Here is a 25141-nt window from a genome sequence, read left to right as displayed (position 1 = left end):
ACACGCGACACTGTTGTGAAGCGCGATCTAGAGGTGTTTGTAAGAAAAATCCAGATCGTGATTACGCCGCAACCCTCTATCTGACAGGCACTTTTGAGGGCCTCGACAGCCTGTATTGCACCGCCTATCTTGCGCCTCTTTTCGACCGGCCTGCGACGCATTCGCTCGCAGTTGCCCAGCCGCAGGACACCCAAATGAGCCAGCAACTCTCCGTCGCTAACGAAACACTTGAAAGCGGTTTCGCCGAAGTCGCACTACTGATTAACCACGCTCGCCAAGCTACGCTACAGGCCGTCAACACCCAGCTGATCGAGTTGTATTGGCAAGTGGGTGCTTATATCAGCGAAAAAATCGACAAGGCAGAATGGGGTGAAGGGGTCGTGGCGCAACTGGCCATTTATCTGGCCAGAAGTCAGCCTGGGTTGCGTGGATTTACTCGGCCTAATCTCTTCCGCATGCGGCAGTTTTACGAGGCTTACCGCAATGACGAAATAGTCTCACCACTGGTGAGACAAATACCCTGGACCCATAACCTGATCATCCTCAGCCAGAGCAAGCGTGCTGAAGAGCGTGAGTTTTATCTGCGCATGGCCATCCAGGAAAAGTGGTCTAGCAGGGAGCTCGAACGACAATTCAAAGCAGCGCTGTTCGAACGCTCGATGACCCAACCTGCAAAAGTCTCAGCAGTGCTGAGACAAACTCATCCCGAAGCCCTGAGCATCTTCAAAGATGCCTACATGCTTGAGTTTCTCGGCTTGCCGGGGACGCACGGCGAGGCTGATTTGCATCGTGGTTTGGTGCAACGCCTCAAGGACTTTCTCAGCGAACTGGGCCGGGACTTCTGCTTCGTGGGCTCACAGTATCCGGTACAAGTTGGCAGTCGTGATTTTGCGCTGGATCTGCTGTTTTTCCACAGGGGCCTGAACTGTCTGGTGGCGTTCGAGCTCAAGGTCGGGCGCTTTGAGCCGGAATATCTCGGCAAATTGGGGTTTTATCTTGAAGCACTTGATCGTGACGAGCGCAAGCAGCATGAAAACCCTGCGATTGGCGTGCTGCTGTGCGCTAGCAAAGAAGATGAAGTGGTCGAGTACGCCCTGAACCGGTCGCTGTCGCCGGCACTGATTGCCGAATATCAGACTCGCTTGCCCGACAAGAAGCTGTTACAGGCCAAGCTTCACGAGTTCTACTTACTGAACACGCATTCGTCTGCGCAAAAGTAACTCCAACGTTCAATCGACGAGCGTTCGACATCCATCCCCCCATTCAGGCAGGATGCCAGCACTTGCTGGCCTGCCATCTGTCACGCCTATTCGAATGCTCTTCATGAGGAAACCCAATGCGGTTTTTCAGCTGTAAAACCGTGCTGTTCATCGCTGCCATTACCCTCGGCCTGAGCAGCGCCAGCCTTTATGCAGAGACCAAGCATCATGCGGCGCAGAAGACCCAGAAGGCGCCAGCGGGGCAGAAGGTCTCGATGCTGGGCGGCAAGTTTGTGTTTCGGTTGCCCAAGGAATACGTGAAGAGCCCGATGCCGGAGATCGACGCCAAGGCCAAGGCGGCTGGGGTGACCGGTTCGCTGTACATGAACAAGGCCGCCAAACGCGTGGTGATCGTGACCGAAACGCCACTTGAATCAGGCGAGAAGGTGTCGAGCAATGACGGCCCGACCCTGGATGGCGTCATCGCTGCCACCCGTGAGCAACAGAAGGCCAGTTACAAGGACTTCAAAGAACTGGGCGAGAAGAAGATGGTGCGCCGTGGCCTGGGCGTGCGGCAGCTGGATATTGCCGGAAGCGTCGAGGGTGGCAAGGTGCTGAGCACGACCGTGGCGGCTGCGTCGGGCAAGCGCATGGCGATGGTCAATGTGATTTCTCTGCAGAAAGACGCCAAGGTCCATGGGGAGTTGTTGAAGGCGATTACGGATAACAAGAAGTGAGGTCGCAGCAGTCAAGCAGTCCTTTGTAGCAAACCCGGCTGCTCAGTGAACAACGGCCCGTTGGAGCGAGGCTTGCCCGCGAAGAATGATTACGCGGTGAATCTGGCCCACCGTGGTGCATGATTCGCGGGCAAGCCTCGCTCCAGACTCGCTCCTGATATGCGCTAAGTCCGTCGCCCCTCCACCAACATCCGCAACGCCAACCCGAACATCACTGTGCCCATCAGCCATTTCTGGACCACGGCCCAGGTCGGGCGCCGGGTGAGGAACACGGCGATGGAGCCTGCGCCCATGGCGATCAGGGCGTTGACGCTGAGGCTGACGGCGATCTGGCAGCTGCCGAGGATCAGCGACTGGCTCAGCACGCTGGCACCGTTGTCCAGCGTGATGAACTGCGGCAATAGCGACAGATAGAGCACCGCGACTTTCGGGTTCAGCAGGTTGGTCATCAGGCCCATGAGGAACAGTTGCCGATTGCTGTCCCTGGGCAGGTTCTTGACCTGAAAAGGAGAGCGACCGCCCGGTTTGACGGCTTGCCAGCCCAGGTACAGCAAATACAGTGCCCCGGCGTAACGCAGGGTGTCGTAAGCGTAGGGCACGGCCATGACCAGCCCGGTGATGCCGAACGCCGCGCAGAGCATGTAAAAAAGGAAACCAACGCCCACGCCAGTCAGGGAAATCAGGCCTGCCCTGCGTCCCTGTGAGATCGATCGCGAAATCAGGTAGATCATGTTCGGCCCGGGTGTCAGAACCATGCCCAGGCAAATGAGTGAGAACGCGATGAGGCTGGAGAGCTCTGGCATAACGTGTTCAGGCATGGCGACTTCCTGTTACCGAGAGAGTGTAGGCGATGCGCCGTGTAGATCCGGCGAGCAGCATTGCAGCTTAAGGCTGCACGCGGGTCAATGTTCATTTCACGCGTCCGTCCACCCGCAACGCCGCCGACAGCCAGTCAACCAGCTTGTGCACCTTGGGCAAAGACTCGCGATTGCGCGGCCACGCCAGATGCAGGTCCAGGCCTTCGGTGGCCAGGTGCGGGAGGATTTCCAGCAGTTCGCCGCGCTGCAGTTGTTCGGTGATCAGCCAGGTCGCCAGCTGCGCAACACCGCTGCCCGCCACGACGGCTGCGACTTGGGCTTCTGCGTCGCCGACGATGATGCGGCCGTCCATCATGCGCATTTGAATCTGTCCGGCGGCATCGACGATGAGCCACGGGCTGGTGCTGCCGTAAGACTTGCCATACAGAATGCAGGCGTGATCGGCCAGGTCGTCGACGGTTTGCGGCGCGCCGTGCCGTTGCAGATAACTCGGGGCAGCACAAAAGATCACCCGTTCGGTGCCCAGATAACGGTGGCCACGGGCCGCCGATCCTGACGGCGAGGTCGACGCCCTCCTCCAGCAAATCCACAAAGCGGTCGGTGAAGGACACGTGCGGCCGCAGCTTCGGATGTTGCTCGGCAAATTGCAGGATCAGTGGCAAGACCTGCAGCCGTCCAAAGGAGGCGGGCAAATCCACCCGCAGATGGCCGGCCGGCTCGGATCGCTGGGCAGCCAGCGCCGTCTCGGCATCTTCAAGCTCGTCAAGGATGCGTCGGCAAACGGCGTAGTACGCCGACCCCTCTTCGGTCAGGGACAGGCTGCGCGTGGTGCGCTCGAACAGACGCATGCCCAGGCGGCTCTCCAGACGCGCCACACTTTTGCTCACCGCTGAATTGGTCAGGTTCAGGCGCTCGGCGGCACTGGTGAAGCTGCCGGCATTGGCCACGGCGACGAAGGTGACAATGCCCTTGAGGCGGTCGGTAGAGATCATGGCGGCGTGCCGATTAATGAAATGAATTCCATAGTGCCCGGAAAAACCACCAAAGATAAGAAGTCGTTTCTCTAATAACCTAGCGGCATTCTTAATTTCGGGTCTTGTTTATGCCTTCTTTTGACACCACCGCCACTGGCACAGCCAGCGGCGAGCGATCCACCGGCGCCGGATTGTCCATTGCCATCCTGGCCTTGGCCGGTTTTGTGATCGTTACGACGGAATTCCTGATCATCGGTTTGCTGCCATCGATGGCACGGGATCTGGGCATTTCCATTTCCGACGCCGGGCTGCTGGTGACGCTGTTTGCCTTTACGGTGATGCTGTTTGGCCCGCCGCTGACGGCGATGCTCTCGCACCTGGATCGCAAGCGTACCTTCGTGATCATCTTGCTGATCTTCGCCGCGGCCAATGCCCTGGCGGCCGTTTCCAGTAACATTTGGGTACTGGCGTTCGCCCGTTTCATTCCGGCGCTGGCGTTGCCGGTGTTCTGGGGCACTGCCAGTGAGACCGCCAGTTTGCTGGCCGGTCCCGAGCGCGCAGGCAAGGCGGTCGCCCAGGTTTATCTGGGTATTTCCGCTGCCATGCTGTTCGGCATTCCCCTGGGCACGCTGTTCGCTGACGCGGTGGGCTGGCGTGGCGCGTTCTGGGCGCTGACGGTGTTGTCGATGTTGATGGCGTTGCTGCTGTGGATCTCCATGCCTTCGCTGGCACCCACCGCAAAAGTCGGTCTGGCCAAACAGGCGAAAATCCTCGGTGACCCGCGTTTCATCGCCAATCTGGTGCTGTCGATCCTGCTGTTCACGGCGATGTTCGCCGCTTATACCTACCTCGCCGATACCCTGGAGCGCATCGCGCAGGTGCCTTCCGCCCACGTGGGTTGGTGGCTGATGGGGTTTGGTGCGGTCGGTCTGATTGGTAACGGCCTTGGCGGGCGCTACGTTGATCGCAGCCCGCTCGGTTCGACCATCGTTTTCGCTGTGCTGCTGGCGCTGGGCATGACCACCAGCGTGCCTGCGGCAGGTTCGTTGCCACTGTTGTGCGCGGTGCTGTTTGTCTGGGGCGTTGCCCACACCGCGCTGTTCCCGATCTGCCAGATCAGGGTCATGAAAGCGGCCCCGCAAGCTCAGGCACTCGCCGGTACGCTTAACGTTTCAGCGGCCAACGCCGGGATTGGGCTGGGCTCGGTCATCGGCGGCATGACCATCGAACACCTGGGTTTGCATGATGTGGGGTATGTCGCCGCAGCAATTGCAGTGCTCGCCGTCATTACCGCGGTATTGACCCTGCGTATGAAATCCAACTAAGCACGTCGCAAAGAACCTCAAACCGTCGCAAATCGCCATGATTTGTGACGGTTTTTTTAATTATGGCAAAAGGCCCTTCCCATAACCGTCGTCGGAGGCTCAAACTCCGTTCTTTCGGTCTAGTTCAAGGTTTCTGGCCGGTCAACATTACACCGGTGAACGTGATGAAGCATTACGAAGGCAAAGGATTGTCATTTGCCAGACGCATCTATTGGTCACGCAGTGTCGGCGTAAGCATCGGTTGCTTCAGCGTCGCGGCCACGCTTTATCCCTTGCACCCGCCGGCCTGGATCTGGGTGTTGATGGCGTGCAACGTTCTGGCCTGGCCCCACATCGCGCTGAGGTTGGCAGTACGTTCCCCGCAACCGTATTACGCCGAACGCCGCAATATCCTTTGCGACTCTATCGCGGGCGGCTTCTGGGCTGCGGCCATGGGCTTCAGCCCGCTGCCTACCGTCACCGTCCTGGCGATGATGGGCATGCACAACATGGCGGCGGGCGGTCAACGCCTGTTTCTGCTGGGCTGCGTTGCCCAGGCCTTCGGTGCACTGATCGCTACGCTGCTGGTTGCCCCCTCGTTCGTACCTGAAAGCACCGCCCTGCAGATCTACGCCTGCCTGCCCGTGCTGGTGATTTATCCGTTGTTCATCGGGTATTCCAGCTACCGGCTGGCAGTCAAGCTGAGCGAACACAAACATATCCTCGGCAAACTAAGCCGTACCGATAGCCTGACGGGTTTGATCAACCACGGCTCATGGAAAGATCTGCTGCAAGTCGAGTTCGGCAACTGTCAGACGCTGGCCCGCCAGACCACCGTCGCGCTGATCGACATCGACCACTTCAAGTCCATCAATGACACCCACGGCCACATTACTGGCGACGCGGTCCTCAAGCAGATGAGCGCGGCACTGGTGGCCAACCTGCGGGACTGCGACCTGGCGGGCCGCTATGGTGGCGATGAATTCTGCGTGATCCTGCCCAACACCAGCGAAGTCCTGGCCCGGGAAATTCTGGAGAGGCTCAATCACGAGGTCTCCAACTACCGCGACACCATCTTGCCGGACCTGCACATCAGCCTGAGCATCGGCATTGCGACTTATCAGCCTTACCTGATCGACGCCGCCGCCTGGCTCAACGAAGCCGACAAGGCGCTTTACGTCGCCAAAACCACAGGCCGTAATCGAATTTGCGCCGCAGAAGCCGCGTTAGCCGCCAATGACGAGCCGGAACTGGATATGGAAGCTTCAGCGTCCTGAGCCCGAAAGGGAAACTTTGTTGGAGCGAGGCTTGCCCGCGAAGGCTTAGTTATTAATTAAAAATAAGTTATGAATTGAATATACCGGCTTATTCGCGGGCAAGCCTCGCTCCAACAAGTATCATCCTTCATCAACTGTAGACATATTCTCCAGCAGCCATTCCGGCGAGTGTTCTTCAAGGAGTTTGTTGACCGGCTTGTCCAGTTCAAGCTTGCCGTAGAGGGTTTCTTCCCGGTCCAGGTGTTGCTGCTGAACCTGACGATAATCGGGCGGGTAGATACTCTGTTCGATCGGCAGCAGGCGATCAAAATGTTCGAGCAGCCCCTGAAATACAAAGCGACGCTCGACGGTATTCACGGTCGTCGCGATGAGTCTGAAAAAGAACCGGGCGTCTTGCTGGCGCAGGGCTTCGGACGCGGCGTAACGCTCGGCCAGGGTGTAAGGCGCGCCCTCGTCGAACACCACACAACACAGGAACTCGCGGGTAGTGCCGCTGAACGGGTTGTCGCATGCCGTGCAGCGCTCAAGCTGACCGAGAACGAAGCGAACCGAACGCTCGGCCAACTCCATCCGTGCGCCGTCCTCCAGTTCCAGTACGTCCTCCAGCAAAGGGGCTTGTCTGCCGAGGCGCGCGATTTGTCGGCCAAAGTTCATCAGCAGTCCCCGCGGCCCTAATAGTTGCCCCTGCTGATCACTCAGCTGGGCGTTCGACAGCGTAGCTTGCCTGGCCGCCAGTGTATGGAACGCATGAAGGTCTCCCCGCCCCTCATGCAGATAATGCCCGGACAGGCACCGTATCGAACCGTCTTCCTTGATAAACGAAACACTCATGAATGACTCCCTAAACTAAACAGATCTTTTGTTATTGTGTTGTGCAGCGTTTATCGTCCCTGAATCGGGATCTATTATGCAGTTTCACTGTTGTGTTAGCCGAAACGCTCAAGCCTGCCATGTATTGCCGCTCACCTGAGCAACGCCATGAGTTCCAGCCGATTACGGACATTATTCTTTTTCAGAAGCGAAGAAACATGATCCCGGGCGGTAAACCAACTTATCCGCAAATGGCGGCCAATTTGTTTGTTGGTAAGCCCCTGCAACAGCAGACTCAATACTTCCTTTTCTCTACTCGTCATCTCCATGATGTACCTGTATGCGAGTGATTCATTCCCAGACTGAAAGGTAGGATCAATCTGAAAAATAACTGCCCGTAGCGATTATTCCTACAGCCAATAAAGAATCGTTAAACTTACGACCTACGCCGGCGCAAACAAATTGCCATCAAGCGTATAGAAGGCGAGATTAAACGCGACAAATGATAATTACAATCATCTGTAATAAATAAATTCAGCGAAGAAATTTCTTACACGCCACATTACCAACTGCATATCAGAAACATGAAAAAGCCCGCATCTTGAATAGAAACGGGCTGACAGATATTAAACTTCAACTCTGCTTGAACATCTCTTGCGCGCGCTTGCGAATCTCGTCAGGGGTTAGATCCTGCTTGTGAGTCGCAATGAACCAGCAGTGCCCGTAAGGATCTTTCAGGGTGCCGGTTCGGTCGCCGTAAAACATGTCGGCCACCGGCATCAGTGATTCTGCACCCGCATCGAGGGCGCGCTGGTAGACGGCATCGGCATCGTCGACATACAGATGCAGGCCGAACGGCGGTTTAACGGTTTTATCCGGGCTGCCCAGCACACCCTGCTCGCAGGGCTCGGACAGCATCAACATGGAACTGCCGATGCGCAGGGCGGCATGGCCGACGCGGCCGTCGGGGGTATCAAGGCGAAAGTCCTCGGTAGCGCCGAACGCTTTTTTATAAAACTCGATGGCGTGCGCGGCTTCCTTGACGCCCAGATAAACCGTCAGGCTGTGATAGCCCTCGGGTATGGCTTGAACACTCATTATTGTTCTCCTCTGTGTTGGGCAAGGCGTCCATCAGGGCTTGTGCTCGAACAGGGCCTTGCCGCTTTCCATATCGAATGGTGCTGAAAAATGCTCGTGCACCGCTTTCCATTCACCGTCGACGCGCCGATAACCCGCGCTCGCACGCATCCAGGATGATTTCTGTTCGCCCTTGTCATCGGTCCCGCCGCAACTGCACAGCCAGTGGGCGAAGGCGAGATTGTCATCGGCGTAAATCTGCAGATCTCGCGGCTCGAAGAGCATTGCCCCTTCGCACATGCCCAGGCAGAACTGCCAATGTTTGCGGTAGGCCTCGGCACCTTTGAACTGCAACTGGATGATCGCGTCATACGCGACGATGTCAGGTGCGTAATAGGCCATGATTGCATCCAGATCCTTGTCCCGCACCGCAGCGGTCCATTGTTTGATAAGCGCACCGATTGCCTCGGTGGCAGTCGGGCTTTTCAGGTGGGTAGCGGCTTTCATAAAGTTCTCCTGTGGTCATTGCGCTCAGCGGCTTGCCGCCTGCGCGGATTGCTGCACGTTCAGGGTTCGAACCGGGCGCACTTCGACGCTGCCCACACGTGCTGCGGGAATATGCGCCGCGATGTGCAGGGCATCGTTGAGGTCCTTGGCATCGATCAGGTAGAAACCGGCCAGCTGTTCCTTGGTCTCGGCAAAAGGCCCGTCGGTAATCCTGACTTTGCCGTTACGCATGCGCACGGTGGTAGCGGTCTGCACCGATTCCAACGGCTCGGCGGCCAGCATGTGGCCGCTGGCGTGGACGGACTCGGCATAGGCGAAACACTCGTCATCACGCGGACTGTCCGGATGCGTATGCAGGATCTGTTCGTTGCTGTAGATCAGGCAAAGGTATTTCATGGCGTCCTCCGTTACGGGCTTTCTGCCCTATGCACAGGATTAGTCGTACAACGCCTGCGGAAATCGACAGGATCAGCCGTTGATTTTTCGGCGCCGATAAACGGTTAGCGGAGAGTCAGGCCTGGGATTCAAGTTCGTGCAGACGCCCTTCGAGAAACTGCCGGTCGACGCTTTGCCGGGATTTTTCGATGGCCATGCGATACGCCAGGCGCGCTTCATCGAGGTGGCCTGCACGTCGACACAAATCAGCCTTCGCCGACCAGGCCAGGTGGTAATCGCGTAACTCCTCACGACCAAGCAGCGCATTGATCAGCGCCAGCCCCGCTTGCGGGCCGCGCAGCATGGCAATCGCCACCGCACGATTGAGCTCCACCACCACCGAGTCGGTAAGGCGCAGCAATACGTCATAAAGTCCGACGATTTGCGCCCAGTCCGTGAGGTCGGCATTGGCAGCCTCGGCATGCACCGCAGCGATGGCCGCCTGCACGCTGTAGACGCCGTGACGCCCGGAACGCAGCGCCTGCTCGACCAGCGCCTGGCCTTCTTCAATCATTGGCCGATCCCACAGGCTGCGATCCTGCTGCTCCAACATCACCGGTTCGCCGCTGGCCGTCGTCCGCGCGGTGCGCCGGGACTCGTTGAGCAGCATCAACGCCAGTAACCCGGCGACCTCCGGCTCCGGCAGCAGATCCAGCAGCAACCGGCCCAGGCGAATCGCTTCGCTGGACAAATCATGGCGGGTCAATTGATCGCCGGACGAGGCGAAATAGCCTTCGTTGAACACCAGATAGACCACGCGCAGCACGGCATCCAGGCGTTCGGGCAGTTCAGCGAAAGAAGGCACTTCGTAGGGAATGCGGGCATCAAGAATCTTGTTTTTGGCCCGCACGATGCGTTGCGCCACCGTAGACGGCTTAGTCAGGAAGGCCCGGGCGATTTCTTCGGTGGTCAGGTCGCAGACTTCACGCAAGGTCAGCGCGACCTGGGCATCGTCGGTCAAGGCCGGATGGCAACAGATGAATATCAGCCGCAGCCGGTCGTCTTCGACACTGTCCAGATCGGGCGTCTGCACTTGCTCTTCCAGCTCCCGCGCCATCTGGATCAAAGAGGCATTGAAACGCGAGCGACGGCGCAGACTGTCGATGGCCTTGAAGCGCCCCGCCGATATCAGCCAGGCCCGGGCACTTTGCGGTACGCCGGTTTGCGGCCACTGTTCGACTGCCGCGATGAATGCGTCCTGCAGGGCTTCTTCGGCCAGTTCGAAACTGCCCAGCAGGCGGATCAAAGTGGCCAGGACCCGACGGGACTCCTGACGGTAGAGGCTCTCGACTTCGGCGTTGATGGTTCGCGTGTTTTTATTATTGTGCTCACGATGCTGCTTCATGCCGGACTCTCGCGTGGCGTACGAGAGAGCGTAGCCTGCGCGGCATCAGCGTGACTGCCGCTCCAGACCAAATGCACCCGTCAGGCTTTCTGCCCCGCCAGTACCGCGTCGACCTGCACGCCTCGGCGCAGGCCGTATATCGCTGCGGTCAATACGCCGACCGCACCCATCACCGCGCAATAGACGACACACACCCATGGGCTCCAGGGCATCAGCGCGATCAGCATCAAGGGCGTGGTGCTCGCCCAAAGCGCATAGGCGATGTTGTAGGTAAACGAGATACCGGAGACGCGAATTTTTACCGGGAACAGGCCGACCATGACTGAAGGCACCACACCGACGATGCCGCAGGCCAGACCGGCAACGGCATAGGCGATGCCCGGCGTAAGCCATTCACCGATCAGGCTGGCATACAACGAACCGATGCCCAATGGCAGCAACAGGCTGTAAAGCATCACGCCGCGCCATGCGCCGATACGGTCAACCAGCAAGCCCGCCAGTACGCAACCGATATTGAGAAACACGATGCCCAGGCTGCTCAAGGCGAAGGTGTGGCTGGCGCTCATGCCAAAGCGCTGCTGCATGACCGTCGGCGTGATGACCACCAGTACGACGACGGCGGAGGTCAGCACGCAAGTCAGCAAGGCCGCAGGCAGTAAAGACTGGCGATGGTCGCGCAACACCGCCTTGAGCGGGAATTCGGCCATTTCGCTGCGCTGGGCATGCAGAGCCATGAATACCGGCGTTTCACTCAGCCAACGGCGCAGCCACACGCCAAAGATGCCGAACACGCCGCCCAGCAGAAACGGGATGCGCCAGGCGTAATCGAGGATTTCCGCAGGGGTGAATACTTTCGCCAGCCAGGTGGCGACCAATGCGCCCAGCAGATAACCAAAGGTCAAACCGGCTTGCAGCACGCCCAGGGCATAACCGCGATGGCCCGGCGGCGCATGTTCGGCGACAAACACCCAGGCGCTGGGCACTTCGCCGCCCACCGCCGCGCCTTGCAGGATGCGAAAACCGAGCAGGATCAAGGGCGCCCAATAACCGATGTGCGCGTAGGTGGGCATCATGCCAATCAACAGGCACGGCAGCGCCATCATCAGAATGCTCAGGCTGAATACCCGTTTGCGTCCGAGCCGATCTGCGAAATGCGCCATCAGGATGCCGCCCAGCGGTCGCGCCAGATAGCCGGTCACAAAAATGCCGAAGCTTTGCAGCAGCCGCAGCCATTCGGGCATTTCCGGCGGGAAAAACAGTTGGCTGAGGGTCAGCGCGAAGAACACGAAAATAATGAAGTCATAAATTTCCAGCGCCCCGCCCAGAGCCGCAAGACCCAGGGTTTTGTAGTCAGCGCGCGACAGCGGCTGGGGACGTGATCGGACAATGGCCGTCATAAAGAACCCGAAACGGTGGATGACAAGGGGGCGACATCAGGTCGCAGGGCGCGAAGAATAGCAAACTCGCGCGCGATGAGTTTGTCACTGCACCGCGCTTGAGCCCAGTGGTGGCTATTGCCGTCCTGAGCCGGACTCAGTTGCGTCCGGCGCGGCGTTCGGCCACCTGACCCAGGACCGCCAGATCCATGTGACCCTCATCATTGGCCTGGGCATCGAGCAGGCTGCCATACACCACGTTGGCTACCGGCAACGGCACCGCCACGTGCTCGGCGGCCGCCAATGCCAGGCTGATGTCCTTGAGCCCCAGCGAAGCCTTGAACAAGGCCGGTTCATAACGACGCTCAGCAATCATGCCGCCATAGCCTTGATAGACCGGACCGGGGAAGATACTGCCGGAAATCAGCTCGATCAGTGTCCCAGGCTCGATCCCGTAGGCATCCACCAGCACCGCCGCTTCACCCATGGTTTCGATGGCGGACGCGAGCATGAAATTGACCGCCAGTTTCAGCACGTTGGCACGTGATGCCTGCTCGCCCAGAGGCCAGGTTTTCTTGCCGATCAAGTTGAACAGCGGTTGCACGGTCTTGATTGCCGCGCCGGGGCCAGCTGCCAGAATATTCAGCGCGCCAGCGGTGGCGACGTCCGGACGGCCCATGACCGGGGCTGCGATGTAAGCAACGCCACGCTCAGCGTGCAGAGCCGACAGTTCCTCGGCGAAAGCGACGGCAATAGTCGCCATGTTGATGTGAATCAGCGGCGCCTTGAGGGTGTCGAGCAGGCCGGATTCGAGCAGAACTTCACGCAGTGCGCGATCATCGGCCAACATGCTGAACACCACGTCATTGCCAAAAGCCTGGGCCGGATCGGCAGCGGCCTTGGCACCCAGCGCAACCATCGCCTGCACGGGCTCGGGCGAGCGATTCCAGACCCAGACTTCATGGCCGCCTTTCAATAGATTGGTCGCCATGGCCTGCCCCATGTTGCCGAGTCCTACGAAACCGATTTTCATGAACGTGCTCTCTCCAGGTCAAATCAAGTGGCCTAGCGTGCGCTTTTGCCGGACTGAAAAGAATAGATGTTGGTCTGGACGACTACCAACATAAGTCGCTGAGTTGAATGGTTCATCCCGTAGGATCCTGTGCACAGTGAAATCCCTTGATGGTCTTGCGTCGGATTTAGACTCGGGCGTGCAGCCAATCAGTTGAGTATTTGCTGGTTGAGCCACCCCAGAAACTCGCGAACCGGGGACTGGCGCTCGCGGCCGGGAGCGCAGACGGCTATGTAGCTCGGCCCAGGCAGGCTGATGTCAGGCCGATAAGCGACGAGCAGCCCTTTGGCCAGGCTGTCCGCCACCAGCACATTGCTGGCCAGCACCAAGCCATGACCGGCGATGGCGGCATTCAGGGCGAAATGCTCGTCGTCGTATTCACGCAGCACCGCGTGAGTCAGCCAGTCGGCATGCCCCGCAGCCGCGCACCAGCTTGGCCAATCCACCCTGAAACCACCGGGTATCTGCCAGCGCAGGTTGATCAGCTCGACTCGAGTCTGCGCCGTTGGCTCAACGTAGCCAGGCGCGACGTAAGCGCCAAAACGCTCATCCATCAACGGCTGGCTGATCAGTCCCGGATCATCGCGTGATGACGTCCGAATCGCCAGGTCGATACTCGAATCACGCAGCAGATCCACAAGGTCGTTGCTGGTCTCAACCCGCACATTGATATGTGGCCAGGCGCGATAGAAATCGCCAAGTCTGGGGATCAGCCATGCCGCTGCCAGTGCGGGCGTGGTCGAGAGCACCAGCGTGTGCATGTCCGGCTGCGGACGAAACCCGGCCAGGCTATCGCGGATGTCCAGCAGCGCACGATGGGCGTCGCGGTAGAGACGTTCACCTTCGGGCGTCAACTGCACGCCTCTGCCGGTACGCTCGAACAGCAACGCGCCCACCCAGGACTCCAGCGCCTTGACCTGATAAGAGACCGCCGCGGGCGTGACGAAAAGCTCCTCGGCCGCCGCCTTGAAACTGCCTGATCGCGCAGCCGCCTCAAAAGTGCGTAACGCGGTTAACGGGATTGTCGAAAACAAAGGCGACCCCGCCGTGACGTCAATTGAATTGATCGGGCTTTAATTTATCTCATTTTCCCCAGCTTCGGCCCGGAGGCAGGATGGCTTGTCGAAATGAACCTGGAGAGCACCATGCAAGGCCCGACCCGAAAGATTGTGCAGGCAACGCTATACGAACTGATCGCCATCGGCGTGCTATCCCCAGCATTGTCATGGCTGTATGACGAGAGCCTGGCCTATTCCGGCGCATTGTCGGTGATGCTTTCGGCCTCGGCTTTGCTGTGGAACATGCTCTTCAATTACGGTTTTGAGTATTGGGAAGCGCGGCAGGCCCAGCGCAGCAGAACCTGGCAACGGCGCTTGCTGCATTCGCTGGGATTCGAAGGCGGCCTGACGTTGCTGCTGTTGCCGCTGATTGCCTGGTGGCTGACGATTTCCTGGTGGCAGGCGCTGGCGACCAATCTGGGGTTATTTGTATTCTTCTTTTTTTACGCGCTGGTATTTCAGTGGGTATTTGATCGGGTTTTCGATGTTCCAGAGTCGGCGAAACAACCGCTGCCGTCTAAATGTTCAGTGTGAACACAGAATTAAGGGTGAATTAAGTCTGGCGGGTTAATCTGGCTTCAACCAGACAGCTGAACGTTCCAGCTGCTGATGAATCTATTGCATCAGATAAAACCAGAAGGAAGACCCGATGAAAACTTTACCTGCTCTGTTTACTGCCCTTGCCCTTACCGCTGCTGCGGGTGTTGCCCAAGCTGATATCCGCCCTGATGAAGTGGTACGCCTGTATAAAGCCGGTACCTTCATGGATTTTGATAACCTGAATAAACTGGCGTCGGACAAGCACTCCGGCTTCACCATTCATGATACCGAGCTGGAAAACCATGCCGGGCGTTATGTTTACCAGGTTGAACTGCGCGACGCGAAAAACGTGGAATGGGATGTCGACCTGGACGCCAAAACCGGTGAGGTGTTGAAAGATCTGCAAGATAAGTAATGCAGCAATGCACTACGTAGGACTGGCTTTAGCCGGGAGGACGCCGGTAACTACGCAGCAGATGCGTTGTTATAACTCTGGCCCTCCCGGCTGAAGCCGGTCCTACGGATTTTGCATTTGGCGTTACTTCAACCCAACCTTCAATAACTGCCCGCAATGAACTACGTAGGACTGGCTTTAGCCGGGAGGACGCCAGTACAAACGCAGAAGATGCGTTGTCAAAACTCTGGCCCTCCCGGCTGAAGCCGGTCCTACGGATTCTGCAATAAACGTTACTTCAACCCCACCTTCAATAACTGCCCGTTATCCTCATCGGTCAGCACATAAAGATACCCATCCGGGCCTTGGCGTACGTCTCGAATACGCTGTTTCAGATCGCCCAGCAGTCGTTCTTCGTGGACGATCTTGTCGCCGTCAAATTGCAAACGAATCAATTCTTGCGACGCCAGTGCGCCAATGAACAGGTTGTGGTCCCAGGCCTTGAAGCGCGACGCATCGTAAAAGGTCATGCCGCTGATGGCCGGGGATTTTTCCCAGACATGGAATGGCCGGATCGTACCTTCGACGACTTTGCCTTTCGCTTCAGGAATAGGCTCGCCGGAGTAGTTAATCCCGTCAGTCGCCAGTGGCCAGCCATAATTGCCGCCGCGTTCGACAATGTTCACCTCATCGCCGCCGCGCGGCCCGTGTTCGTTAGTCCACAGCGTGCCGGTCCATGGGTTGAGCGTCGCACCCTGTTGGTTGCGATGCCCGTAGGACCAGATCTCGGGACGGACATTTTTCTGGCCGACAAAGGGATTGTCAGGCGGCACCTTGCCGTCCGGGAAGAGGCGCACGACTTTGCCTTGCAACTTGTCGAGATCCTGCGAAGTCGGGCGATTGTTGTTTTCACCCAGCGCGATGAACAGGTATCCATCACGATCAAAGACCATTCTCGAACCGAAGTGATTGCCCACGGATAACTTCGGTTGCTGGCGGAAAATCACCGTGAAGTTTTCCAGTTTGCTCATGTCGGCAGACAAACGACCGCGTCCGGCGGCAGTGCCGGCTTTACCGTCCTTGCCCACTTCGGCATACGTCAGGTAAACCAGACGGTCATTGGCAAAGTCCGGAGAAAGCACCACGTCGAGAAGACCGCCCTGCCCGCTGGCCCAAACCTGCGGTACACCGGAAATCGGTTTCGACAGCTTGCCATCTGCCGCCACTACCCGCAGATTGCCGGGGCGCTCGGTCACCAGCATGCCTTGCTTGTCCGGCAGAAACGCCAGCGCCCATGGGTGCTCCAGGCCTTGGGTCACTTGCTCGACAGTGACGCTGCCCTGCTCGCTTTTGAATTCCTGGATATCCGCCGCATAAGTGGTCAGCGGTACAGTCAATAATGCTGTGGTACACAGCGTTGCAATCAAGGTTTTGCGGAACATGAACAATTCCTTATGCAGAGGGATCAGTCGTTAGTGTTGCGCTGACGTTGAGTGTCGTTGGGCGAAGGTCGGGCAGGCTGTTGTCGGGTCGGATAGCCGTTGCCGATGCCGCCATTCTCGAGGGTGGGCGGACGCGGATTGGGCACGGTGTTCGGTCCCCGCAACGGTGGAACACTCGATTCGGTGCCCTGGCGGCTGTTCGGATTCGCCCGATGGATGGGGCTGTTGTGGGGATTGCTGTTATTCAGCGTGCTGTTGGGCAAGGTCTGCGCCTGGGAAACACTGGCAAGGCCAGCCATCATCAGGCCGCCGAGCAAGGGAATCGCAACGCTACGCAAGAAAATGTTCATCAGTTACCTTCTGTTCAGAAACGCTGAGGTCTCAGGCCTTTGATGGCGGTTGCCCACCTAGGTTCGGCGCTGGGCCCTTGATGAGCAACGATTGCGGCATCAGGTTTGTAACAAGGATGGTCAGGATGGATAAACGGGCTGGGGTTTTCACCGAATCTCATTGTAGGAGGGGACTTGTCCCCGAAGGCGGCAGTCCCGCAGACCCGGCGATTGCTTTACGAAATCTCATTTCATACTTGCGCCAGAGACCCACACGACATGACCGAAGTCACCCAGGCCGCACCGGCCTTGAAGGAAATCTTCAACCGGGCACGCCTGCAGCACATTGCCGAACAGACCGCAGCGGTTTACCCGGCATTCGACATCCCGGCGTTTCTGGCCCATGTCAGCGAGGATCTGGACGATCTGTCGCTCATGCAGCGCCTGAACCGCGTCAGCCGAGGGCTGCATGCCTGTCTGCCGGAGGATTACGTTGCCACGCTGGACATCCTCTACAAACTCGCCCCACGCCTGAACAGCGGTTTTGTCACCCTGGTACTGCCTGAATACGTGGCGCTCTATGGTCAGCATGATTTCGAGCGATCCATGCAGGCGCTGAAATACTTCACCTCGTTCGGCTCGTCGGAGTTCGCCGTGCGCCATTTTCTGCGCCTGGACTTCGAGCGGGCGCTGCACCTGATGCAGGAGTGGGCACAGGACGACAACGAGCACATCAGGCGTCTGGCGAGCGAAGGCAGTCGGCCGCGGCTGCCCTGGTCATTTCGTATCGAAACGCTGATGCGCGATCCGTCGCCGGTATTGCCGATTCTCGACGCGCTCAAGGCTGACAGCAGCCTGTACGTGCGCAAATCAGTGGCCAATCACTTCAATGACATCACCAAGGATAACCCTGACTGGGTGCTGGATCAGATTGAAGGCTGGTCGCTGGAAAACCCTCATACCGCATGGATTGCCCGGCATGCCTTGCGCTCGCTGATCAAGAAAGGCGACCGCCGCGCCCTGACCATCATGGGTGCCGGCCATGCAGCCCAGGTGCGTATCGAAGCGCTGAGCGTCAGCCCCGAACAGGTGCGTCTGGGCGGACGCATCAACCTGTCGTTTCGCCTGACGTCCACGGCCGGGCACAGCCAGCGCCTGATCATCGATTACGCCCTGCATTACGTGAAGAAAGCGGGCGGTACCTCGGCCAAGGTGTTCAAACTCAAGACCCTGAACCTGGCACCCGGTGAGTCGGTTATGGTCAGCCGCGAGCAGCAGATCCGCAATTTCACGACCCGCGCGCATTATGCGGGCAAGCATGAGCTGGATATCCTGATCAATGGCGAGTGCCTGGGCCGAACTTTTTTCGATCTCATTGACTGATTGGCCTGGAGCGCTGCACAAATCTTCCAGCTTTTTCTCCATCGCTGGATGACACTGTCGCAGCCAGGCACTGTTTCGGAGGAACGCCATGGGCACCGCCAACTGGATCGACCTCAAGCAGGACAATGAGTCCGGCATCGAGACGATTCGTGCGCATTTTGAAGGCCACGCTTATGACCCGCATTGGCACGACAGCTATCTGGTGGGGGTAACGGAGCAAGGCGTCCAGCAGTTCAATTGTCGCCGCGAGCGACATCTGAGTACGCCGGGCCGGGTATTCCTGCTGGAGCCGGGGGAGATTCACGACGGTGACGCGCCCGCGCCGGAAGGCTTCACCTATCAAACCCTGTATCTGGACCCTAAATGGCTGGACCGCGAACTGCGTTCGCTGTTCGAGCACGCTCCGGCCGATTGTCAGCTGAGTTTTGCCGAAACTCTGGCCGACGATCCGCGCCTGGCCCGCGCCACCGCCAACGCGTTTCGCACCCTGCACCATCAGGAAATGCGCATCGTGCGCCAGACTGCGCTGGATGACCTGCTGGGCAATCTCACCCGCCACCTGCGCTGGCGAACCTTGATTACCCCGGACCCACGCCTGCCGCTGGTGGCGCTCAATGCCCGGGATTTTCTGCACAGTCACATGGCGCAGGACATCGGCCTGGACGATCTGGCGCGGGTGACGGGCGTGGATCGTTTTCGCCTGACTCGCGCGTTCAAGTCCGCGTTCGGAATGGCGCCGCATGCCTATTTGATCCAGCTAAGGCTGGCCAAGGCGCGACGCCTGCTGGCCAGTGGCGAATCGGCGGCCCAGGTCGCAGCGGCTTTGGGTTTCGCTGATCAGAGCCATCTGGGGCGCTGGTTTCAACGCGCGTACCGGATGACGCCAGCGGACTACCGCAAGCGTTGCTCAAATCTTCCAGACTGAGGCACCGGCGGGCCGGATGATCGACTGACGATCAATCATTCGAGTGTGTCATGGACCAGTTACTGCCCTTCCTGCTGTTCGCGTTCGTTGCTTCGATTACCCCCGGCCCGACCAACATTCTGGTGCTGACCAACAGCTCGCGTCACGGCTTGAGCGCCACCGCGCCCATCGTGCTGGGCGCCTGCGCGGGCGCGGCCGGGCTGGTGCTGCTGGTGGGCACCGGTGTGGGGGATTTTCTCGCCCGCCATCTTGTTGTGCAGAGCGTCATGTCGTGGATCGGCATCGCGTGGCTGAGCTGGATGGCCTGGCAGCTGTTCAGCGCCCCGGCGCAGGTGATCGATCCCGCCCTGTCCAGCGCTCAAGGCCCGCGTCTGGGTTTGTTTGGCGCGGCGAGTCTGCAGCTGGTCAACCCCAAAACCTGGATGATGGCGTTGGCAGTGGTCAGCGTCTTCGCTGGCAACGAAGCCGACCGCAGCCTGAAAGTGGTGTATTTATCCCTTGCGTTTTTCCTGGTCGCTATCCCTTGCATGAGTGCCTGGGCGTGGCTTGGGGTCAGCGCCGCCAAGTTTTGCCGATCATCGCAAAGCATGCAGCGTTTCAATCGCAGCATGGCCGTGTTGCTGCTGGTTTCGACCTGGCTGACCTTGGTGGTTTGATGACAGACAGGCATTCGACAGGTTAAAAAGCCTTTTGGACTCTTCATAGCCGAACCCGCCTGGACGCCCCATGACCCGCTTTTACGATGCACGCGCCAATATCTACGCCGTCAGCACACCCGACGCCTTGCGTGACTTGGGCATCGCCGTTGCGCGCACGGCTGCGCAAGCGAGCGCCGACCGCGAAACCTGGGCGAAAGACGCCATACGTGCGCTCTGTGACTGGCCGCCGGGCACACGTCCGGCCGATGCCAAGGCGCATCGCTGCGATGGCCTGTTGATCGGCCCCTTTCAACAGCACGCGCCTTTTGACGTGCTGATCGTCAACACCGACGGCACCTTGGCCGAACGCAGCGGCAACGGCCTGACGATTTTTGCCCAGGCGCTGACCGAAACGGGCCACGTCGGCGCTCAAGGGCGTTTCGAGCTGAAAGTGCATCACGACAAACACGATTCAGCCTCACCCGTTTCGACCTGGATAGAACCTGCGACCCTGCAAGGCCAGGCCGGTTTTTGGCTGGAGCTGGGTAAACCGGCGTTTGGCCCGGCTGCGGTCGGCGCGCAGGCGAAGGGTCTGGGCGAGATTTCCCTCGCTGGCCGCGCGCTCAGCCGGGTCAACGCGCTGTCTCGCCTCGAACCGGATTGGGATCACAGCGTGTTTGTCAGGATCGGCAATCCGCATTGCGTCACGCTGGTCAGGGACAACACGCAGTTGCCCGCATTTCAAGCGCTGCATGAGCCGCCGCTGAGCAGCGCGTTGACCCGCATTGCCTTTGCCGAAGGTGATCTGGGCACTGGCGAGCCGTGCCCTGCGGGCGTGAACCTGCAATGGGCGTGTGTCGCGTCGCCGAGTCGCATTGTCGCCAGGGTCTTCGAACGTGGAGAAGGCCCGACCGCGTCGTCGGGAACCAGCGCCAGCGCGGTTGCCTGCGCAGCCTGGCACGCCGGACAGGTCAGCGCCGGGCTGATCGAAATCGAAATGCCCGGCGGCACGGCTCCAGTGCGTCTGGTTGAGAGCGGTGGGGAATTGCAGGAGGTTGCGTTGTTCGGGGTGGCGCGGCGCACCTGACACCGTTGGAGCGACCGTAGGAGCGACTTTAGTCGCGAGAACCTCAATTGCCCTCCCGGCTAAAGCCGGTCCTACACCAAGGCTCCAACGGTCCTAAGTGAACCGTGTCACTCGCCGATATCTTCATTCCACAATTCAGGCTTGGCCGCAATGAAGCCTTTCATCATTTGCACGCAGGCCTGGTTATGGATGACATCCACTTCTACTCCGCGCGAGCGCAGCAGCTCTTCTTCGCCCATGAAGGTCTCGTTTTCGCCGACGATGACTTTGCGGATGCCATAGAGCAGGATCGCGCCGCTGCACATCGCGCAAGGCGACAGGGTGGTGTAGAGCACTGCCTCGCGATAAGTTCGTGCGGGCAGGCGGCCGGCGTTTTCCAGGGCGTCCATTTCACCGTGCTTGATCGCGCTGCCTTCCTGCACCCGACGATTGTGGCCGCGGCCGATGATCTTGCCGTCATGGACGATCACCGAACCGATGGGAATGCCGCCCTCGGCCAGACCGAGTTGCGCTTCGTCGATTGCCGCCTGCATGAATGGGTCCATGGTTTTACCTCATCGCGAATAATGAAAAAGTCAGTGTTCAAGGGTCTGCTGGGCGTTATCGAGTGCGCGGTCGACAAAGGTCTTGAGCAGTTCTGCCGAACGCGCCTTCATGTCCATGCCGACATCGTTCTGCTTGGCCCGCAGCTTGTTGGCGTACATCTGCGCGCCATCCCCGGAGTTCAGGCCGCGCAGTTCTTCGGCAGTAAAAAACTGCGCGTAAGCAGCGGCCAGGTTGCGATCCCATTGCGCTTGATATTCGGGTTGCAGGCGTTCCAGCTCACCTTTGACCAGCGCCTGCGCCTGGGTCTTGCCGATGGCCTCGACAATGCTGGCGAAGGTTGCCGTGCGCGAAGCCACTTGATACCCCAGCCAACCCAGACTGTCGCCCAGATGTCGATCCTGCACAAACGCCTGCGCGCTGTCATCCACTTCCGAGGCGCTCGCGTCGCGCGATACGTCAGGAAGTACGAACGCCAGCAGCGCGAACAGCATGTTCAAGGCAGCGAGCGAGCTGCGAAACGTCATGGGGCCTCCCGGTGAAAATCCTTGCACGCTGTGAACTTAGCAGTCGAAGCGGTCTTTAACAGCCCGGCGGTCGTAACCGAACCTCTTGGTGACGCTAACAGGAACGCCGGGCTAGCCATTGTTTGAGCGTCATGCGGTAAATCCTGACGCCCAGGCGATGGTACTGGCTGTAGACGAAATCACTGAAACCGACTTTATTGATGACGCGCACCGACGCGACATTGGCAGGCTGGACGATGGCAATGATCGAATCCAGCCTCAGGTTTTCAAACCCGTGAGCCAGGGTCGCCATGGCAGCTTCGGTGCCCAGCCCGCGCCCCCAGAACGCCGGAGCAAGGCGATAGCCGATTTCCACTTCGTCGGCGCGATCCACTTCTTCGCGATTGAGGGCGCAAAACCCGGCAAGCAGCCCGCTTGATACCTCGATCACGGCCCAAGGCCCGAAACCATCCGCCACGTAGCAACGCATCGACCACTCGATGAACTCGGTCGTGGCCTGCTCGCTCAGCGGCCCGCGCACTGAAAAGCGCATCACCTCGGGATCGCCAAGAATCGCCGCCAGCGCAGGAATATCGGCGAGACTCAGCTCGCGCAGCGTCAGTCGCTCGGTGTGCAGAATGACGCGCGGTTCGCTCATGAGTGGCACTTATCCTCTGCGGTTAAAGACTGCTGCTGACTTTAGTGGCCACATCTGCCGGCACCCAGGCCTTCCAGACTTCGGGATGCTCCTTGAGGAACGCCTGCGCCACGGCCTTGGGCTCAAGGCGTTTTTCGCTCATCTGGCCCAGCGTCTGGTTAAGCAAATCGATGGGCAGATCAACTTTCTCGAAAAATGCCACCAGCTCCGGGTACTGCTTGTGGAACTCGGCCGACACGCCGATGCTCAGGTGCGGTTCCAGCGAACGGGTGCCCTTGGGGTTTGGATTGCTGGCGTCGGCCAGGGTTTTCCAGGCTTCGGCGTCAAACGGCGGTTCTTCGAGTTTGATCAGCTTGAAGCGACCCAGCAGCGGGGTTGGCGACCAGTAATAGAACAACACCGGCTTGCCACGATGAATCGACGAACTGATCTCGGCATCCAGTGCCGCGCCGGAGCCGGTGCGGAAATTGACGAACGTGTCGTTCAGGCCGTAGGCCTTGAGCTTCTGGGTGTTGACGATCTCGGAAGTCCAGCCGGTAGGGCTGTTGAGAAAACGACCTTTGTCCGGCTGTTCGGGGTCTTTGAACACGTCTTTGTAACGCGGCAGGTCAGCCACTGACTTGAGGTCCGGCGCCAACGGTTTGATGCCTTTGGCGGGATCACCCTTGATCACGAACTCCGGCACCCACCAACCTTCGGTAGCGCCTTTGACGATATTGCCCAGGCCGAACACCTTGCCTTCGGCTTCGGCCTTGACCCACGCAGGACTGCGCCCGGCCCATTCTTCGCCGACGACCTGGACGTCATTTTTGGCCAGTGCGGCCTCCAGACTCACAGTGCTGCCCGGCAGCGTATCAGTGGGATAGCCGTAGCCTTTTTCCACGATGGTGCGCAGCACCTGGGTAATCAGGCTGCCACTTTCCCAGGTGAGATCACCGAAATGGATCGTTGCGGTTTTGTCCGCCGCAGATGCGGGTTGAGCGAGCAGGCCCAGCGCCAATAGCGAGCAGCCCAGCAGGGTTTTAATAGATGTCATGATCACCTCTAGGTGGCGGGTTATGGGATGCCGTGATCAGCTCGCCCGAAAGTCAGTCAGGTTGTGTTGGTAAAGGTATCGACAGCGCCGATTACAGATTAGTTGTGCGGCGAAACGATCAGGGGCGCAGCCATGGCAAACCCGCGTCACGGGCCTGACGCTCGTAGTCGAGCAAAACCTGGTAATCCGCCGCGCTGGCGCTCAGCACTTCACCAATCGCCAACACCTGGGCAACCTCGGGTAAATCCAGCAACGCCTGATTCATCGCTGCACGAATCTGCTCCGCCTGCTCAGCATTCACACCCAAGGCGGTGATGTAAGGCAGGCATGGGCTGATGGCGCTGCGGGCCAGAATCCGCAGGCCGGCGAGCTCTTCGCTGGAGTCCCGGGCCAGATAGTCATGGGTCACGCTGTCGATGGCGGCGAGGTCGCCGCGCCCCTCTTTGAGCCAACGCAAACTGTTGCGATGGCCGCCGGTGGCAGAAATGCGCCCGAAGAAGCGGCCGTCCCGCTGTAAGGGCGCAATCTGGTGCCGCAACAGGTTCATGCCGGAGTTGGAGTCTTCGCTGTTGATCAGGCCGTGGCTGTCGCGAAACTCTGTCAGCCGGGTGCGCGGATCGTCGGCGCGCACCAGCAACAGGCTGCAGTGGTTGCCGTCGGCGCTGTGGGGCAATTCATAGACCGGCCGGCCGATCAGCCGCACCTTGTCGCGCAACAGAGTCATCAACGGATAACCGCAGGTCTGGGCCAGCAGCAGTTGCGGCGATAGCCACAGTTGCGGCAATTCAAGCTCGCCTGACAGACGTTCAGCCCTCAGCAACTGAACGATGCGCGCCAGCCAGGTTTCACTGGCCTGCTGGACGCGAACGGGCGCGGTGTACATCGATAACTGGGCGAAACCCTGGATCATGCGCGGACTCGGCGAAGGCGTGAGCGGCCAACAATAGATCAAAAAAATGGAGCCTGCATAGGCTCCATTGTTTGCAACGCTGATAGATCAGTGACCGAACAACCCGGTATCGGATTTCTTGGCTTTTTTGTCGGCGCGCTTTTCATCGAGGGTCTTGGTCGGTTTTTTCTTCGCGGCTTTCTTTGAATCCATGCCTTTGCTCATGATGCGTGCTCCAGATGAAGGATCTGATCTCAGTTATACACCTATGCCGCACGCGCCGCGCCGTTTACGCCGCTGTATCATGCGCCGCCAAGCCATCGTGCGATTACCTGTGGAGCCCACGCATCGCCATGCCCGACATTGAGTTTTCGATCCTGCCACCCGACTGCCTGCCATTGCTGGACAAGTTCTATCGCGAACACCGCTCGAACATGCGCGCGTCCAGCGCGGCGCGGGCGTGGGTGGCCAGAAAACAGGAGATCATCGGCGCGCTGTCCATGACACCCGTTGCCGGAGGGTATTGGCTGACCGGGCTGTTCGTCGCGCCGCAATGGCGCAGCCAGGGAGTCGCCAGACAGTTGATGGCTCATGCCACCGGTTCGTTGACCGAACCGGTCTGGCTGTTTTGCCATCCGGATTTGCAGGGGTTCTACGAGGCGTCTGGATTTACCCCGGCGGGCGCGCTACCCCAATCGCTGGGCGAGAAACTGATGCGTTATGGGCGCAACAAAACATTGGTGGCGTTGGTGCGGGTGGGTGATTGAATGCTACCCAGCTCT

Annotated in this window: 28 protein-coding genes and 1 pseudogene; 11 read left to right on the top strand and 18 right to left on the bottom strand. The window is 59.1% G+C overall.

Annotated elements, in window-relative coordinates:
- Positions 1-194 precede the first annotated feature (194 nt).
- Together CFII64_RS01960 and CFII64_RS01955 are read left to right on the top strand one after the other, a co-directional pair.
- Positions 195-1220, top strand: a complete 1026-nt coding sequence (locus CFII64_RS01960) for a YhcG family protein (protein ID WP_020289069.1) — start codon at positions 195-197, stop codon at positions 1218-1220.
- A gap of 116 nt (positions 1221-1336) precedes the next feature.
- Positions 1337-1936 carry a hypothetical protein gene (locus CFII64_RS01955; RefSeq protein ID WP_020289068.1) on the top strand — a complete coding sequence of 200 codons (600 nt, stop codon included), beginning with the start codon at positions 1337-1339 and terminating at the stop codon, positions 1934-1936.
- Positions 1937-2100: 164 nt separating this feature from the next.
- Here the strand turns inward: CFII64_RS01955 and CFII64_RS01950 are convergent, their stop codons facing one another.
- Positions 2101-2739 carry a LysE family translocator gene (locus tag CFII64_RS01950; RefSeq protein ID WP_044901112.1) on the bottom strand — a complete coding sequence of 213 codons (639 nt, stop codon included), beginning with the start codon at positions 2737-2739 and terminating at the stop codon, positions 2101-2103.
- A 106-nt stretch (positions 2740-2845) separates the two neighbouring features.
- Positions 2846-3746 (bottom strand): annotated as a pseudogene (locus CFII64_RS01945) (LysR substrate-binding domain-containing protein).
- A 110-nt stretch (positions 3747-3856) separates the two neighbouring features.
- Between CFII64_RS01945 and CFII64_RS01940 the strand changes: the two are divergent.
- Together CFII64_RS01940 and CFII64_RS01935 are read left to right on the top strand one after the other, a co-directional pair.
- Complete coding sequence (locus CFII64_RS01940; RefSeq protein WP_020289066.1) at positions 3857-5053, top strand: MFS transporter; 1197 nt, start codon at positions 3857-3859, stop codon at positions 5051-5053.
- 164 nt (positions 5054-5217) lie between these two features.
- The gene (locus CFII64_RS01935) at positions 5218-6309 is read left to right on the top strand and encodes a diguanylate cyclase (RefSeq protein ID WP_020289065.1); all 1092 of its coding nucleotides are present in this window, start codon (positions 5218-5220) and stop codon (positions 6307-6309) included.
- 120 nt (positions 6310-6429) lie between these two features.
- Here the strand turns inward: CFII64_RS01935 and CFII64_RS01930 are convergent, their stop codons facing one another.
- The 9 genes from CFII64_RS01930 to CFII64_RS01890 form a co-directional block, all read right to left on the bottom strand.
- Positions 6430-7140 carry a hypothetical protein gene (locus CFII64_RS01930; protein ID WP_044901085.1) on the bottom strand — a complete coding sequence of 237 codons (711 nt, stop codon included), beginning with the start codon at positions 7138-7140 and terminating at the stop codon, positions 6430-6432.
- A 131-nt stretch (positions 7141-7271) separates the two neighbouring features.
- Complete coding sequence (locus CFII64_RS29145; protein WP_020289063.1) at positions 7272-7448, bottom strand: LuxR C-terminal-related transcriptional regulator; 177 nt, start codon at positions 7446-7448, stop codon at positions 7272-7274.
- Positions 7449-7752: 304 nt separating this feature from the next.
- Positions 7753-8217, bottom strand: a complete 465-nt coding sequence (locus CFII64_RS01920; protein WP_020289062.1) for a VOC family protein — start codon at positions 8215-8217, stop codon at positions 7753-7755.
- A gap of 33 nt (positions 8218-8250) precedes the next feature.
- Positions 8251-8703, bottom strand: coding sequence for a nuclear transport factor 2 family protein (locus tag CFII64_RS01915; RefSeq protein WP_020289061.1), 453 nt, complete (start codon positions 8701-8703; stop codon positions 8251-8253).
- A 24-nt stretch (positions 8704-8727) separates the two neighbouring features.
- Entirely contained in the window at positions 8728-9099 is a 372-nt protein-coding gene (locus tag CFII64_RS01910) for a YciI family protein (protein ID WP_020289060.1), read from the bottom strand.
- Positions 9100-9214: 115 nt separating this feature from the next.
- Positions 9215-10483 carry an RNA polymerase sigma factor gene (locus CFII64_RS01905; RefSeq protein ID WP_020289059.1) on the bottom strand — a complete coding sequence of 423 codons (1269 nt, stop codon included), beginning with the start codon at positions 10481-10483 and terminating at the stop codon, positions 9215-9217.
- An 80-nt stretch (positions 10484-10563) separates the two neighbouring features.
- Positions 10564-11880 (bottom strand): MFS transporter, encoded by a 1317-nt coding sequence (locus CFII64_RS01900; protein WP_020289058.1) that lies wholly within the window; start codon positions 11878-11880, stop codon positions 10564-10566.
- A 136-nt stretch (positions 11881-12016) separates the two neighbouring features.
- Positions 12017-12892: an NAD(P)-dependent oxidoreductase gene (locus CFII64_RS01895; protein WP_020289057.1), complete on the bottom strand. Its 876-nt coding sequence runs from the start codon at positions 12890-12892 to the stop codon at positions 12017-12019.
- 188 nt (positions 12893-13080) lie between these two features.
- Positions 13081-13965, bottom strand: a complete 885-nt coding sequence (locus tag CFII64_RS01890; RefSeq protein WP_020289056.1) for a LysR substrate-binding domain-containing protein — start codon at positions 13963-13965, stop codon at positions 13081-13083.
- A gap of 111 nt (positions 13966-14076) precedes the next feature.
- On the opposite strand from CFII64_RS01890, the gene CFII64_RS01885 reads away from it, so the two are divergent.
- Together CFII64_RS01885 and CFII64_RS01880 are read left to right on the top strand one after the other, a co-directional pair.
- On the top strand, positions 14077-14523 hold the full coding sequence (locus CFII64_RS01885; RefSeq protein WP_044901108.1) for a PACE efflux transporter: 447 nt from the start codon (positions 14077-14079) through the stop codon (positions 14521-14523).
- Between the two features lie 115 nt (positions 14524-14638).
- Positions 14639-14944, top strand: coding sequence for a PepSY domain-containing protein (locus CFII64_RS01880; RefSeq protein WP_020289054.1), 306 nt, complete (start codon positions 14639-14641; stop codon positions 14942-14944).
- Positions 14945-15216: 272 nt separating this feature from the next.
- Here CFII64_RS01880 and CFII64_RS01875 read toward each other — a convergent pair whose 3' ends face one another.
- Together CFII64_RS01875 and CFII64_RS01870 are read right to left on the bottom strand one after the other, a co-directional pair.
- Complete coding sequence (locus CFII64_RS01875) at positions 15217-16365, bottom strand: PQQ-dependent sugar dehydrogenase (RefSeq protein WP_020289053.1); 1149 nt, start codon at positions 16363-16365, stop codon at positions 15217-15219.
- A gap of 23 nt (positions 16366-16388) precedes the next feature.
- Complete coding sequence (locus tag CFII64_RS01870; protein WP_020289052.1) at positions 16389-16715, bottom strand: hypothetical protein; 327 nt, start codon at positions 16713-16715, stop codon at positions 16389-16391.
- Positions 16716-16973: 258 nt separating this feature from the next.
- Here CFII64_RS01870 and CFII64_RS01865 point away from each other — a divergent pair, with 258 nt between their 5' ends.
- From CFII64_RS01865 to CFII64_RS01850, 4 genes are all read left to right on the top strand, one after another.
- Positions 16974-18077 (top strand): DNA alkylation repair protein, encoded by a 1104-nt coding sequence (locus CFII64_RS01865; protein ID WP_020289051.1) that lies wholly within the window; start codon positions 16974-16976, stop codon positions 18075-18077.
- Between the two features lie 88 nt (positions 18078-18165).
- The gene (locus tag CFII64_RS01860) at positions 18166-19002 is read left to right on the top strand and encodes an AraC family transcriptional regulator (protein WP_020289050.1); all 837 of its coding nucleotides are present in this window, start codon (positions 18166-18168) and stop codon (positions 19000-19002) included.
- Between the two features lie 50 nt (positions 19003-19052).
- Positions 19053-19658, top strand: a complete 606-nt coding sequence (locus CFII64_RS01855; RefSeq protein WP_020289049.1) for a LysE family translocator — start codon at positions 19053-19055, stop codon at positions 19656-19658.
- Positions 19659-19728: 70 nt separating this feature from the next.
- Positions 19729-20727, top strand: coding sequence for a diaminopimelate epimerase (locus CFII64_RS01850; protein ID WP_020289048.1), 999 nt, complete (start codon positions 19729-19731; stop codon positions 20725-20727).
- A 107-nt stretch (positions 20728-20834) separates the two neighbouring features.
- Here the strand turns inward: CFII64_RS01850 and CFII64_RS01845 are convergent, their stop codons facing one another.
- The 5 genes from CFII64_RS01845 to CFII64_RS01825 all read right to left on the bottom strand — a co-directional run bounded on the left by CFII64_RS01845 (position 20835) and on the right by CFII64_RS01825 (position 24380).
- On the bottom strand, positions 20835-21272 hold the full coding sequence (locus CFII64_RS01845; RefSeq protein ID WP_020289047.1) for a nucleoside deaminase: 438 nt from the start codon (positions 21270-21272) through the stop codon (positions 20835-20837).
- 30 nt (positions 21273-21302) lie between these two features.
- Positions 21303-21797 (bottom strand): hypothetical protein, encoded by a 495-nt coding sequence (locus CFII64_RS01840; protein WP_020289046.1) that lies wholly within the window; start codon positions 21795-21797, stop codon positions 21303-21305.
- Positions 21798-21891: 94 nt separating this feature from the next.
- Complete coding sequence (locus tag CFII64_RS01835; protein WP_020289045.1) at positions 21892-22434, bottom strand: GNAT family N-acetyltransferase; 543 nt, start codon at positions 22432-22434, stop codon at positions 21892-21894.
- Between the two features lie 22 nt (positions 22435-22456).
- Entirely contained in the window at positions 22457-23470 is a 1014-nt protein-coding gene (locus CFII64_RS01830) for an ABC transporter substrate-binding protein (RefSeq protein ID WP_020289044.1), read from the bottom strand.
- A 118-nt stretch (positions 23471-23588) separates the two neighbouring features.
- Positions 23589-24380, bottom strand: coding sequence for a phosphate/phosphite/phosphonate ABC transporter substrate-binding protein (locus tag CFII64_RS01825; protein WP_020289043.1), 792 nt, complete (start codon positions 24378-24380; stop codon positions 23589-23591).
- Between the two features lie 332 nt (positions 24381-24712).
- On the opposite strand from CFII64_RS01825, the gene CFII64_RS01820 reads away from it, so the two are divergent.
- Entirely contained in the window at positions 24713-25126 is a 414-nt protein-coding gene (locus CFII64_RS01820) for a GNAT family N-acetyltransferase (protein ID WP_020289041.1), read from the top strand.
- Positions 25127-25141 lie beyond the last annotated feature (15 nt).

Origin of the sequence: Pseudomonas sp. CFII64, from assembly GCF_000416235.1 — a bacterium.
Lineage (GTDB): Bacteria > Pseudomonadota > Gammaproteobacteria > Pseudomonadales > Pseudomonadaceae > Aquipseudomonas.
This window is presented reverse-complemented; position numbering and strand designations above follow the sequence as displayed.